The 13076-nt window shown below is 63.5% G+C and carries 9 protein-coding genes; 4 read left to right on the top strand and 5 right to left on the bottom strand.

Annotated elements, in window-relative coordinates; genetic code table 11:
• Positions 1-225: 225 nt before the first annotated feature.
• Positions 226-504, bottom strand: coding sequence for a hypothetical protein (locus ACWTU9_RS06265; protein ID WP_455857535.1), 279 nt, complete (start codon positions 502-504; stop codon positions 226-228).
• A 197-nt stretch (positions 505-701) separates the two neighbouring features.
• Here ACWTU9_RS06265 and typA point away from each other — a divergent pair, with 197 nt between their 5' ends.
• A complete protein-coding gene (gene typA / locus ACWTU9_RS06260; protein WP_455857534.1) occupies positions 702-2531 on the top strand; it encodes a translational GTPase TypA in 1830 nt (609 codons plus the stop codon).
• Between the two features lie 55 nt (positions 2532-2586).
• Here typA and ACWTU9_RS06255 read toward each other — a convergent pair whose 3' ends face one another.
• Together ACWTU9_RS06255 and ACWTU9_RS06250 are read right to left on the bottom strand one after the other, a co-directional pair.
• Positions 2587-3216 carry a DUF1062 domain-containing protein gene (locus tag ACWTU9_RS06255; RefSeq protein ID WP_455857533.1) on the bottom strand — a complete coding sequence of 210 codons (630 nt, stop codon included), beginning with the start codon at positions 3214-3216 and terminating at the stop codon, positions 2587-2589.
• A 388-nt stretch (positions 3217-3604) separates the two neighbouring features.
• The gene (locus ACWTU9_RS06250; protein ID WP_455857532.1) at positions 3605-4639 is read right to left on the bottom strand and encodes an L-idonate 5-dehydrogenase; all 1035 of its coding nucleotides are present in this window, start codon (positions 4637-4639) and stop codon (positions 3605-3607) included.
• Positions 4640-4780: 141 nt separating this feature from the next.
• Between ACWTU9_RS06250 and ACWTU9_RS06245 the strand changes: the two genes are divergently transcribed.
• Positions 4781-5395, top strand: a complete 615-nt coding sequence (locus ACWTU9_RS06245) for a LysE family translocator (RefSeq protein WP_454589104.1) — start codon at positions 4781-4783, stop codon at positions 5393-5395.
• A 77-nt stretch (positions 5396-5472) separates the two neighbouring features.
• Here ACWTU9_RS06245 and ACWTU9_RS06240 read toward each other — a convergent pair whose 3' ends face one another.
• Positions 5473-5796 (bottom strand): YciI family protein, encoded by a 324-nt coding sequence (locus ACWTU9_RS06240; RefSeq protein WP_181062078.1) that lies wholly within the window; start codon positions 5794-5796, stop codon positions 5473-5475.
• Positions 5797-5919: 123 nt separating this feature from the next.
• On the bottom strand, positions 5920-6483 hold the full coding sequence (locus ACWTU9_RS06235; RefSeq protein ID WP_455857531.1) for a peroxidase-related enzyme: 564 nt from the start codon (positions 6481-6483) through the stop codon (positions 5920-5922).
• Positions 6484-6614: 131 nt separating this feature from the next.
• On the opposite strand from ACWTU9_RS06235, the gene ACWTU9_RS06230 reads away from it, so the two are divergent.
• Both ACWTU9_RS06230 and ACWTU9_RS06225 read left to right on the top strand, forming a co-directional pair.
• Positions 6615-11405 (top strand): NAD-glutamate dehydrogenase, encoded by a 4791-nt coding sequence (locus ACWTU9_RS06230; protein WP_455857530.1) that lies wholly within the window; start codon positions 6615-6617, stop codon positions 11403-11405.
• Positions 11406-11650: 245 nt separating this feature from the next.
• Complete coding sequence (locus ACWTU9_RS06225) at positions 11651-13066, top strand: MFS transporter (protein ID WP_455857529.1); 1416 nt, start codon at positions 11651-11653, stop codon at positions 13064-13066.
• Positions 13067-13076: the final 10 nt, after the last annotated feature.

The following is a 13076-nucleotide window of genomic DNA, read 5'->3' as shown; positions in this document are numbered from 1 at the left end:
CGGAAACCACTTCGCTGCGCCCCTGCCGTCTCTCCAGGCGTCCAAAGCCTAATAACGCAACAGGCCCTCAAGGGGGGAGATTGGCTACTTGACGCTGGCGCTGATTCTCCCGCGCTTAAGATTGGCGAAAGCCAACGCGACATCTGATCTCCCCTCTTGAGGGGGAGATGCCCGGCAGGGCAGAGCGGGGTGTGAGGAGCGCTACGCTTGGAGTAGGGCGGTGCATCAATCCGGATAGCAAACCGTCGGAATCTTCGGCCAAACCGCGCTGTCGCAGCCGGCTAGCTGCTGCCTCTGCTTGAAAGACGCGCTGACCGGGCCGGTTACCACGGGGTCGACGCCGTCTGGGGCGTCGGCAAACATCTGTTCGGCCGTCTGGTCGGATGACGAAGCGGGATTGGCTTCCTTCAACGTCGCGGCCGATTGGGCGGCATTGGCGGCCAGCAGGGCAGCGAATGCGACCGAAGCGATGAGTGGCCAAAATCGGTTGAGTTTGTCGGTCATGAATTTCGAACTGCCCGGGCCCCGAAAGGTTCCCGCCTTGGTTAACAAAACCATCTCACACCGAGATGCTTAAGATTTGATGAGTATTTGGTGATGCGCCTCCTCTTTCGCAATTGCGAAAAACCCTGTATGAGCCGCGCAACCGAAAGAGGCGGCGCCTTTTGGCCTGCTGCCTGCAACGCTCCCGAGACCACAACATGAAAATTCGTAATATCGCGATCATCGCGCACGTCGACCATGGAAAGACCACCCTTGTCGACCAGCTTCTGAAGCAATCCGGCTCCTTCCGCGACAACCAGCGCGTCGCCGAACGCGCCATGGATTCCAACGACCTCGAAAAGGAACGCGGCATCACCATCCTGGCCAAGGCGACCTCGGTCGACTGGAAGGATACCCGCATCAATATCGTCGACACGCCCGGCCACGCCGATTTCGGCGGTGAGGTCGAGCGCATCCTGTCGATGGTGGATTCGGCCATCGTGCTGGTCGACGCCGCCGAAGGCCCGATGCCGCAGACCAAGTTCGTCGTCGGCAAGGCGCTCAAGGTCGGCCTGAAGCCGATCGTCGTCATCAACAAGATCGACCGTCCGGACGCCCGACATGTCGAGGTGGTCAACGAGGTGTTCGACCTGTTTGCAGCCCTCGACGCCACCGACGAGCAGCTCGATTTCCCGATCCTCTACGGTTCGGGCCGCGATGGCTGGGTTTCGGAAAACCCCGAGGGCCCGAAGGACCAGCAGCTTTCGCCGCTGTTCGACCTCGTCATCAAGCATGTGCCGGAGCCGACCGTTCATCCGGGCCCGTTCCGCATGATCGGCACCATTCTGGAAGCCAACCCCTTCCTCGGCCGCATCATCACCGGCCGCATCGAGTCGGGTTCGCTGAAGTCCAACCAGGCGGTCAAGGTTCTGCACCATGACGGCACCCAGATCGAAACCGGCCGCGTCTCCAAGATCCTCGCTTTCCGCGGCCTCGAGCGCCAGCCGATCGACGAAGCCCAGGCGGGTGACATCGTCGCCATTGCCGGCCTGTCCAAGGGCACCGTCGCCGACACGTTCTGCGACCCGTCGGTGACCGAGCCGCTGCATGCGCAGCCGATCGATCCGCCGACTGTGACCATGTCGTTCCTGGTCAATGACTCGCCGCTCGCCGGCACCGAAGGCGACAAGGTGACCAGCCGCGTCATTCGCGACCGCCTGCTGCGCGAAGCCGAAGGCAATGTCGCGCTGAAGATCGAGGAATCGCCGGACAAGGATTCGTTCTTCGTCTCCGGCCGCGGCGAATTGCAGCTGGCCGTGCTGATCGAGACGATGCGCCGCGAAGGTTTTGAAATCGCCGTGTCGCGTCCGCGCGTCGTCATGCAGAAGGGCGAGAACGGCGAATTGCTGGAGCCGGTCGAGGAAGTCGTCATCGACGTCGACGAGGAGCATGCCGGCGTCGTCGTGCAGAAAATGTCGGAGCGCAAGGCCGAGATGGTCGAGCTGCGCCCCTCCGGCGGTAACCGCCAGCGCATCGTCTTCCACGCGCCGACGCGAGGCCTGATCGGCTACCAGTCGGAACTGTTGACCGACACGCGCGGCACGGCCGTGATGAACCGGCTGTTCCATGCTTACGAACCCTACAAGGGGGAACTGCCGGGCCGCACCAATGGCGTGCTGATCTCCAATGAGCAGGGCGAGTCCGTCGCCTACGCCATGTGGAACCTGGAAGATCGCGGCCCGATGGTCATCGATCCGGGCGTCAAGGTCTATCAGGGCATGATCATCGGCATCCATAGCCGCGACAACGACCTCGAAGTGAACGTGCTGAAAGGCAAGAAGCTGACCAACATCCGCGCCGCCGGCAAGGACGAGGCGGTCAAGCTGACGCCGCCGATCCGCATGACGCTGGAGCGCGCGCTGGCCTGGATCCAGGATGACGAGCTGGTCGAGGTAACGCCGAAAACCATCCGGTTGAGAAAACTCTATCTCGATCCGAACGAGCGCAAGCGCTTCGAGAAGTCGGCCAAGGTGGTCGGCGCGGCGTGATCGCCTGATTGTCTGGATTTAAGAGGGGCGAGGCACCGGTGCTTCGCCCCTCTTTTCATTCACCCGCGGCTGCCGAGATGATGGCTTTGTGATCCGGTTCGCCGGTCAGGTCGATGCGGATCGTCGTTCCCTCACGAGCCGGCTTGCGCAAAGCCTTGGCCCCTTCCGGATCAACCACCAGCAATCGCTTCTCCTCCAGTGCCTGGAGCCGCGATCGCGAGATGCCGAGCTCGCCGGCGAGCAGCCGATCGAGCCGCAGCGATGTCGGCAATTCCAGCCCAAGCCCTAGCTCCAACGCGGTCGCGCTATCGCCATTGTCGCCGAGACTCTGTTTGTGAACGACGACGTCGGAGAATTCCTCGACGCGACCCACCCGGCTGCGCAGTGCGACAACATCGAAGGCATGGCGGCGCGCCAGGGCCGGATCGTTGCTTTCAAGCGCTGCCAGCAGCGCTGGTTCGATGTCGCGGCGGTTGCAACGTTCGAAAATTCCGAAATTCCACGAATTGTCGCAGTCGATGCAGCGGTAGATTAGCCAGACATCGATGCGCTTGCCATTAGCGTTGACGCGGAATTTGTCGCTGCAGCGATAGGCTTTCAAAGTGCCGCAGCGGTTGCAGTTGATGAGAGGTCGAGGTGCGATTTCGGGCGCAATTGCCCAGTGGATGCGCAGAGTGCCGGACATGCCGATAAGCCCTTCCCGTCGGGAAGTTCTTCAGGCCGGCAATGTCGAGATGCCCCTGCAGGCACGGCGTGGCGAGCGCTAGCTATAGTCGGAAGTCAGGTGTCACAGGCGCAAGGCCGCGCGACAGCGGTTCAGCAATGCCAAACCGGTCTCGAACCGCCGCCTGAGGAACACATGAAAATGAAGCAGGCTCCGCGGATGGCGGCGCCCTGCCAAGTGTGATCAGGGGAGTTGGCGAGACCGGCGGTTACTGAGGCAAAATGAAGCTCGAAATGGATGTCGGGACGGCTCTTCTACAGCAATTCCAGGAAAAATGTGAAACGGTTTTCCGTCAGGAATTGCGAAAACAAGGCAACAGATCGGCAGACAGACAGGCCTCGTGGTTTGCCTAATTGAACGCGATCTGCACCTTCATCGACTGGGTGCGGTCGCCGGCAATCTCGAACGCCGCAACCGCTTCGTCCATCGGATAGATGCCGGTCAGCAACGGTTTGACGTCGACGCGACGGTTGTTGATCAGATCGACGGCCAGCGCGAACTCATCGTGGAAGCGGAAGGAGCCGCGCATCTCGATTTCCTTGGCGACGATGAGGTTCTGCGGCAGTGACATATCGCCGCCAAGGCCGAGTTGGACCAGCACGCCGCGCGGCTTCAGCACGTCTAGCCCCGCCCGCACCGCGCGTTCGTTGCCCGAACATTCGAACATGACGTCGAAGCTGCCCTTTTCGACGTTGTAGGCGGCGAGGCTGGCGCCGTCGGTGGCGACATTGATGGTGCGGTCGGCGCCGACCTCCCGGGCCTTGACCAGCACGGCATACATGACATCGGTGGCGACGACCTCGCGCGCGCCGTGGACGCGCGCGGCAAGGATGCAGAGCGCGCCGATCGGCCCGCTGCCGGTGACCAGCACCCGCTTGCCGAGCAGCGAGCCGGCGCGGTTCATGGCGTGCAGCGTCACCGCGAAGGGCTCGGCAAAGGCGGCTTCGTTGATGGAGACATGGTCGGCTATCTTGTGGCACTGCGACGCTTCGGCGACGAGACGCTGGCGGAAGGCGCCCTGTATGTGCGGCATCGGCATGGCGCTGCCATAGAAGCGCATGTTGAGGCATTGGTTCTGCATGCCTTGCAGGCAGTAGCGGCAGGCATTGCAGGGCCGGCTGGGCGAAATCGCGACACGGTCGCCGACGGCGAGGCTTGAGACGCCCGCACCAAGCGCCTTCACCGTGCCGGCAACCTCATGTCCCAGGATCATCGGCTCGCGCAGGCGGACCACGCCAAAGCCGCCATGGTTGTAATAGTGCAGGTCCGAGCCGCAGATACCGCCGGCTTCGACTGAAATCTCGACCTGTCCGGCGCCAGCCGTGCCTGGATCGGTCTCTTCGATGCGAAGGTCCTTTGCCGCGTGAATGACGATCGATTTCATGGCGGCGATCCTTTCTCAAACCAGCGGTGTCAGCAAGGTCCGGCCGCTGAAATCGTCGCGCGTGCTGGCCCATCAAGCTCAAGGGTGCCAAATCGCTATCGATCGGATATTCTTTGCCGCCCAACGCTCGAAGGCTCCGCCATGCACCTCACCTCGCTCCTGATCTTCGCCGCCGCTTTGTTCGTCGCTGCCGGTTCGCCCGGCCCATCGATCGCGGCGCTGGTTGCCCGTGTCATCTCGAAAGGGTTTCGCGATGTGTTCCCATTCCTGCTCGCTATGTGGATCGGCGAGGGCATCTGGCTGTCGCTGGCGGTGTTCGGGCTGGCTGTCGTGGCGCAGACCTTTCACTTTGCCTTCGTCGTCGTGAAATGGGTTGGTGTCGCCTATCTCGCTTACCTCGCCTGGAGGATGTGGACCGCGCCGGTCGAGGCCAGGGAAGGCGATATGCCGCGTGAAGATTCGGCGACAAAGCTGTTCTTTGCCGGCATGGCGGTGACACTCGGCAATCCCAAGATCATGATGTTCTATCTGGCGTTGCTGCCGACCATCATCGATCTGGCTTCGGTCAGCATTGTCGGCTGGGTCGAGCTGACGGCGACGATGGCGGTGGTGCTGATCGCCATCGATCTCGCCTGGGTGCTGGCGGCTTCGCAGGCGCGCAAGCTGCTGAAGAGCAAGCGGGCGATGAAGATCGCCAACCGCATCAGCGCCGGCACCATGGCCGGCGCTGCCGCGGCCATCGCGGCGCGGTCATAGGGCATGACCCCAAACCGAAGGATCGCATCAGCGAAAGGCGGGATCTTTTTTTGCTTCGATGACTTTGGTAGATCGCGTCACATCATTTCGATGATCGGCGCGATCTCGACACTGAACGCCGGGTCCATCAGGATCGGGCAACCCTTCGCCTTGGCGACGGCATCGTCGATGTCCTTCGCTTCGACGATCGTGTAACCGGCGGTCGGACTGCTGCCACCATTGTTCTCGACCTTGCCGCCGGGCAGCACCATCTTCGACTTGCCGACCGGATTGCCGCCGTCGACGACGGCCGAGCCAAGCTTGCCGTACCAGCCGGTCCAGGCATCCATCGAGGCTTTCCGCTCGGCCTCGTCGGTCGGCATCTTGCCGGAGCCATGATAGACATAGAGAAATTTCGCCATGTTCTCCTCCCTAGGTGAGCGGCCCGAACCGGCACGCGGTCATGCCGCCTGCCGATCATCGGACCAAACGGGCAAACAAGCAACGAGAATGAGGGATAGCTGATATAGGGCGGCCGCCACGCCTCACCTTGCCATGGCGTGGTATTCGTCGTTCGGCCGCATATCGATCGCCGCCGCCACCCGGTTCGACATGTTGAAGAAGGCAGCGGTCGAGGCGATGTCCCAGATGTCGCGGTTGGTGAAGCCGGTGTTGCGCAGCGCTGCCCGGTCCGCCTCGACGATCTTTGCCGGCTGTTCGGTCAGCTTGACGGCGAATTCCAGCATCGCTGTCTGCTTCGCCGACAGATTGGCGGCGCGGAAATTCATCACCATCATTTCGCCGAAAGCCGGGTCGCAGGAGAGCTGCCGCACCGCCGCGCCATGCGCGGTCAGGCAGTAATAGCAATGGTTGATCGAGGAGACGACGACCGCGATCATCTCGCGCTCAAGCTTCGACAGGCCGGATTCACCCAGCATCAGATCGTTGTAGGTGTCGGTAAAGGCGCGCAGCTTTTTCTCGTCGAAGGCATAGGCAAGAAGGACATTGGGCACCAGGCCGAGCTTTTCCTCGCATTTGGCGAAATAGGCTTTTGTCGCCTCGCTGAGCTCCGCGATGCCGAGGTCAAGCGCGCTGATCTTGCCGGACATGGGGTCTTCCTCCTCGTTCTCTACGGCCTGGCCGCCGAATTCCGATAATTTTTAGCGAGCCGTCAAACCTTTGTCGCCAAACGGCGGTCATCTGCTACCATAGTCGTAAAAGCATGTGACGGGAGGACATCATGGCGAGCGTGAAATCCGCAGCTAAGTCGAAGAAAAAAGCCAGTGCAGCGGCGAAGCCCGACGAGAAGTCGACCGGTCTCGCCGACTATCTGCTGGCACGCGCGCCGGCGGAAGACATTGCCGCCTATGACGCCGCCGACCTTCAGCGCGCCGCCGATCTGGCCGGGCGGGCGGTCGCCGTCCATAAGAAGGGCCAGAGCGTCGTCGCCGTCGATGCCGAGTCGGGCGTCTCCCGCGAGGGCCGGCCGATGACGGTTATCACCGTCGTCAACGACAACATGCCGTTCCTGTTCGATTCGATCCTTGGCGAGATCACCGAGACCGCCGGCGAGCCGACTTTGGTCACCCATCCGGTCATCGTGGTGCGCCATGGCAAGGCCGGCGTCGACGAGATTCTCGGCGACGGCAGCGTCATCAAGGACGACAGCACCCACGACCGGCTGAGCGTCGTCCATGTCCACATCCCGCGCCTGACGGCGGAGCAGGCGAACGCGCTCGCTGATCGCTTGCGCAAGATGCTCAGCCAGGTCCGCGCCGCGGTCAGCGACTGGAAGCCGATGCTCGCCCGCCTCGACCAGGCGATCTCCGAGTTTCGCTATTCCGCCGTGCCGCTCGACAAGAAGAGCGTCGCCGAGGCGATCGCCTTCCTGGAATGGCTGCGCGACGACAATTTCACCTTCCTCGGCATGCGCGAGTTCAAATACAGCGGTGGCGCGGAGAGCGGCAATCTGGAGCGCGCCGACAAGCCCGGCCTCGGCATCCTCTCCGACCCCGACGTGCTGGTGCTCAGGCGCGGCACCGAAGCGGTGACGACGACGCCCGAAATCCGCGCCTTCCTGCATGGGCCGGAGCCGCTGATCGTCACCAAGGCCAACGCCAAGTCGCTGGTGCACCGCCGCATCTATCTCGACTATATCGGCGTCAAGACCTACACCGCCAAGGGCGCATTGTCGGGCGAATTGCGCATCGTCGGCCTGTTCACCTCGACCGCCTACACGCGCTCGGTGATGAAGATCCCGTATCTGAGGTCAAAGGCCGAAACCATCATCGCCAAGTCGGGCTTCGACCGCCACGACCATTCCGGCAAGGCACTGATCAACGTCCTGGAGAGTTATCCGCGCGACGAACTGTTCCAGGTGCCGGTGCCGATCCTGAAGAAGCACGCCGCCGCCATTCTCGGCCTGGTCGAGCGGCCGCGCGTGCGGGCGCTGGTGCGCGTCGACCAGTTCGACCGCTTTGTCTCCATCCTCGTCTTCGTGCCGCGCGACCGCTACGACAGCGTCGTGCGCGAGAAGGTCGGCACCTACCTCAAGACAGTGTTCGAAGGCCGTTTGTCGGCTTACTATCCGGCCTTCCCGGAAGGCGGGCTGGCGCGCGTGCATTTCATCATCGGCCGCTCCGGTGGCAAGACGCCGAAGGTCGAGCAGGCGGCCGTCGAGGCGGCGATCCGCGACATAGTGCGCACCTGGGACGATGCGCTGGCCGATGCGGCTGAGGCCGGCGGCAGCGATCAGGCGTTGAAGGCTATCGCCGCGCGGTTTCCTGAGAGCTACCGCGATTCCTTCAGCGCGAGCGTGGCGCTGGCCGATGCCGGGCGCATCGCCAAAATCAGCGCCGCCAATCCGATCGCCATCGATTATTATCGCCATGGCGAGCAGAAACCGCATCAGGCGGCATTGAAGATCTATCATCACGGCAGCCCGGTGGCGTTGTCCAGACGGGTGCCGGTGCTGGAAAACATCGGCTTCCGCGTCATCAGCGAGCGGACTTTCGAGGTCGACGAGGAGGGCGGCGACACCGTCTTTGTCCACGACATGGAGCTGGAGAACAGCTACGGCAAGCCGATCGACCTCACCGATGGCGGCGCGCTGTTCGAGGACGCGTTCCTGTCGGTGTGGCGCGGCGATATCGACAATGACAGCTACAACGGCCTTGCCCAGACCGCGGGCCTATGGTCGGGCGAAGTCACCATCCTGCGCGCCTATGGCCGCTATCTGCAGCAGGCCGGCATTCCGCAGAGCCAGGATTTCATAGCAGCCGCGCTCAACCGCTATCCCGACATTGCGCGCGGGCTGCATGCGCTGTTCGTCGCCCGCCTCGGCCCGACGGCCGGGACGGAAGGCGTCGTCGCCGCCAAGCACCTCAAGGCCAAGATCAAGGACGCCTTGGAAGAAGTGCCCAACATCGATGACGACACCATCATCCGCCGCTATCTCAACCTGATCGAATCATCGCTGCGCACCAACCATTTCGTTGCCGAAACGAAAGCGAGAGGCCAATCGCTGGCTATCAAGCTGGACTCGCAAGCGGTCGAGGGCTTGCCGGCGCCGCGGCCATGGCGCGAGATCTTCGTCTACGGTTCCGAGGTCGAGGGCGTGCATCTGCGCTTCGGTCCGGTGGCGCGCGGCGGCCTGCGCTGGTCGGACCGCGCCCAGGATTACCGCACCGAGGTGCTCGGCCTGGTCAAGGCGCAGCAGGTCAAGAACGCGGTCATCGTGCCGGTCGGCGCCAAGGGCGGCTTCTTCCCCAAGCGCCTGCCCGCAGGCGGCAGCCGTGACGCGATCTTCGAGGCCGGAACTTCGGCCTACAAGAACTTCGTCTCCAGCCTGCTGTCGATCACCGACAATATCGGCCTGGATGGCGTCATCCCACCGGCCGGCGTCGTGCGTCGCGATCCGGACGATCCCTATTTCGTCGTCGCGGCAGACAAGGGCACGGCGACCTTCTCCGACACCGCCAACGCTATCTCGGAGAAGCACGGCTTCTGGCTCGACGACGCCTTCGCCAGCGGCGGCTCGGCCGGCTACGACCACAAGAAGATGGGCATCACCGCCAAGGGCGCCTGGGAAGCGGTGAAGCGGCATTTCCGCGAGATCAACCGCGACATCCAGACCTCGCCGTTCACAGTCGTCGGCGTCGGCGACATGTCGGGCGACGTGTTCGGCAACGGCATGCTGTTGTCGCCGCAGACCAGGCTGATCGCCGCCTTCGACCATCGCGACATCTTCATCGATCCCGATCCGGATATAGCGGCGTCGATGACCGAGCGGGTGCGCATGTTCGCGCTGCCGCGCTCGTCCTGGCAGGACTACGACAAGACCAAACTGTCGGAAGGCGGCGTCATCGTCTCGCGCAGCCAGAAGTCGATCACGCTGCCGCCGGCGGCAGCCGCCGCGATCGGGCTCACCAAGACCACCGCGACCCCAGTCGAGATCATGACCGCCATCCTCAAGGCGAATGTCGACCTTCTGTGGTTCGGCGGCATCGGCACCTATTTGAGGGCCTCGGGCGAAACCAACGCCGATGTCGGCGACCGCGCCAATGACGCCATCCGCATCACGGCGCTCGATGTCCGGGCGAAAGTGATCGGCGAGGGCGCGAATCTCGGCGTCACGCAGCGCGCCCGCATCGAGTTCGGCATGAATGGCGGCCGCTGCAATTCCGACGCCATCGACAATTCGGGTGGCGTCAACTGCTCCGACGTCGAGGTCAACATCAAGATCGCGCTGGCGTCCGCCATGCGCAAGGGATCGCTGACCCGGCCGGCGCGCAACAAGCTGCTCGCCGAGATGACCGACGAGGTCAGCGGGCTGGTGCTGTCCAACAATTACGAGCAGACGCTGGCGCTTTCCATCGCCCGCAAGCGTGGCCTCGCCGACATCGCGCATCAGAGCCGCTTCATGACGGCGCTGGAGGCGCGCGGCCTGCTCGACCGCGCGGTCGAAACGCTGCCGTCGCCGGCCGCCCTTGCCGAACGCGAGGCGCGCGGCGAGCCGCTGACCCGGGCCGAGCTCGGCGTGCTGCTCGCGTATGCCAAGATCGTGCTGTTTTCCGACATCGTCGCCAGCAACGTGCCGGACGATGCGCATTTCGACCGCGACCTGATGGGCTATTTCCCCGACCGGATGGCGAAGAAATACGCAGCCGAAATCCACGGTCACCGTCTGCGCCGCGAAATCATCGCCCGCGTCGTCGCCAACGATCTCGTCAATCGCGGCGGACCGTCCTTCGTCAACCGGCTGCAGGAAGCCACGGGGCGCAGCGCCGCCGACGTGGTCCGCACCTTCGCCGTGGTGCGCGATGGCTTTGCCCTGCCGGCGCTGTACCGCGAGATCGACGCGCTGGACAGCCAGGTCGATGGTCAGGCGCAGCTCGACCTCTATCAGTCCGTCAGCAGGCTTATCTTTGTGACCAGTGGCTGGTACCTGAAGAACGATGCCGGCACCGCAGCGCTCGGCCAGCGCATCGCCGAACTGCAGGAGGCGCGCAAGGCGCTGGAGCCGAAGCTTGTCTCGCTGCTGCCGGCGTTCTCGCGCGAGCGCGTCGAGGAGCGGCGGCACGGCCTGTTCAAGGCCGGCGCTCCGGAAAGGCTCGCCGCGCAACTGGCACTGGCCGATCTGGCGGAACTGATCCCGGATATCGCGCTGACGGCGCGCACGGCCAATGCCGACATCGTTGCGGCGGCCAGGGCGTTCTTTGCCGTCAGCGACGCCTTCCGCATTCCACGCGTCGAGGATGCGGCGCGGTCGATCACGCCGTCTGACTATTACGACCAACTGGCGCTGTCGCGCGCCACCGACACGATCGGCGCGGCGCGACGCGGCATCGCGGTGGCTGCACTCACCGGCCATGCCGGGACGGCGGATCCTGTGGCGGCCTGGCTGGAAGCCGGCGGCGAGCGCGTGGCACGCATCCGCGAGCGGCTGCAAGCGCTGACCGAAGGTGGCGACATCACCGTCTCGCGGCTGTCGGTCGCGTCGGGGCTGATGAGCGATCTGACCGGGATGTGAGCTTCAAAAGCTTGGATTCCTCGCCCCCGCGAAAAGCGGGGGAGAGGTGGCCGCGAAGCGGCCGGAGAGGGGGCCCTCGTAGGACTGAGCCTCGACCGGTCAATCCAAACGTGTGGCGCTTTCCCCCTCTCCGTCTCGGCTTCGCCGAGCCACCTCTCCCCCACTCAGTGGGGGCGAGGAACTCGAGAGCAATGAGGGGGTGGCCCAGCGCTTGATATTTGCATGGGCATTCGAAACATGCAGACATGGCGCCCGATGCGGGCGGAGCAGGGATCTTCAGCATGGCGGCGGTAGAAACAGTGCAGCGGGCATCAGGACGCGGCATCTGGGGATGGATGTTCTTCGACTGGGCGGCGCAGCCCTTCTTCACCGTCGTCACCACTTTCATCTTCGGTCCCTATTTCGCTTCACGCATGGTCAGTGACCCGGTCATGGGCCAGGCAGTCTGGGCGTGGGGCATTGCCGCCGCCGGGCTGGTCATTGCCGTTTTGTCGCCCATTCTCGGCTCGATCGCGGACCAGACCGGTCCGCGCAAACCCTGGATCGCTTTTTTCGCAACGATCAAGATCACCAGTCTTTGCCTGTTGTGGCTGGCTGCGCCCGGCTCGAATGCGTTCCTGATCGTGGCGTTGTTCTCGTTGGCCTCGGTGGCGGCGGAGTTCTCGACCGTCTTCAACGATTCGATGATGCCGCGCCTGGTGCCGAAGAGCGAGATCGGCCGCATCTCGAACATCGCCTGGGGTCTCGGCTATCTCGGCGGCATGGTCGCATTGATCTTTGTCATTGCCTTCATGGCCGGCTCGCCGGAAACCGGCAAGACGATCATAGGCCTCAATCCCATTTTTGGGCTCGATCCGAGGCTCGGCGAAGATGCTCGCGCCACGGGACCGCTCTCGGCAGGCTGGTATTTCCTGTTCATCCTGCCGATGTTCTTCTTCACGCCGGACGCCATCAAGGGGATTCCGATCGGGCCGGCGGTACGTGAGGGCCTATCGGAACTGAAGTCGACTCTGGCCGAAGCACGCAAGCGCGGCGGCATCTTCCGCTTCCTTGTCGCCCGCATGATTTATCAGGACGGCGTCAACGCGCTGCTGACGCAGGGGGGCGTGTTTGCAGCAGCGATGTTCGGCTGGTCAATCACTGAGATCGGCATTTTCGGCATCATCCTCAACGTGGTCGCCATCGTTGGCTGCTGGATTGCCGCGCGCGTGGATACGGCCTTCGGCTCGAAAGTGGTTGTCGTGATCTCGCTCGTGATGTTGACGGTGGCCACCGCCGGCATCGTCTCTACCGGGCCAGGTTTTACCCTGCTCGGTCTCATACAGCTCTCGACCACCGATTCAGGAGGGCTATTCGGCACCGCGGCGGAGAAGGCTTACATCCTGTACGGCCTGCTGATCGGTCTCGCCTTCGGGCCGGTGCAGGCGTCGTCACGCTCCTATATGGCGCGCAGCGTGACCGCAGCGGAGTCCGGCCGCTATTTCGGCATCTATGCCTTGTCGGGAAGGGCAACGAGCTTCCTGGCGCCCTTCCTGTTGGCAACGATCAGCTGGGCCACCGACTCAGCGCGGCTCGGTATGGCGGTGATCATCCTGTTCCTCGGCATCGGCATCGCGATATTGATCAAGACGCCATATCCGGCGGATCAGCCGGTGGGGTGAGCTTACCCTC

Source organism: Mesorhizobium sp. 128a (genome assembly GCF_053848025.1).
This window is presented reverse-complemented; position numbering and strand designations above follow the sequence as displayed.

Coding starts and splice junctions, on each gene's coding strand:
- ACWTU9_RS06265 (WP_455857535.1), bottom strand. CDS start 504: ATGACCGACAAACTCAACCGATTTTGGCCACTCATCGCTTCGGTCGCA.
- typA (WP_455857534.1), top strand. CDS start 702: ATGAAAATTCGTAATATCGCGATCATCGCGCACGTCGACCATGGAAAG.
- ACWTU9_RS06255 (WP_455857533.1), bottom strand. CDS start 3,216: ATGTCCGGCACTCTGCGCATCCACTGGGCAATTGCGCCCGAAATCGCA.
- ACWTU9_RS06250 (WP_455857532.1), bottom strand. CDS start 4,639: ATGAAATCGATCGTCATTCACGCGGCAAAGGACCTTCGCATCGAAGAG.
- ACWTU9_RS06245 (WP_454589104.1), top strand. CDS start 4,781: ATGCACCTCACCTCGCTCCTGATCTTCGCCGCCGCTTTGTTCGTCGCT.
- ACWTU9_RS06240 (WP_181062078.1), bottom strand. CDS start 5,796: ATGGCGAAATTTCTCTATGTCTATCATGGCTCCGGCAAGATGCCGACC.
- ACWTU9_RS06235 (WP_455857531.1), bottom strand. CDS start 6,483: ATGTCCGGCAAGATCAGCGCGCTTGACCTCGGCATCGCGGAGCTCAGC.
- ACWTU9_RS06230 (WP_455857530.1), top strand. CDS start 6,615: ATGGCGAGCGTGAAATCCGCAGCTAAGTCGAAGAAAAAAGCCAGTGCA.
- ACWTU9_RS06225 (WP_455857529.1), top strand. CDS start 11,651: ATGGCGCCCGATGCGGGCGGAGCAGGGATCTTCAGCATGGCGGCGGTA.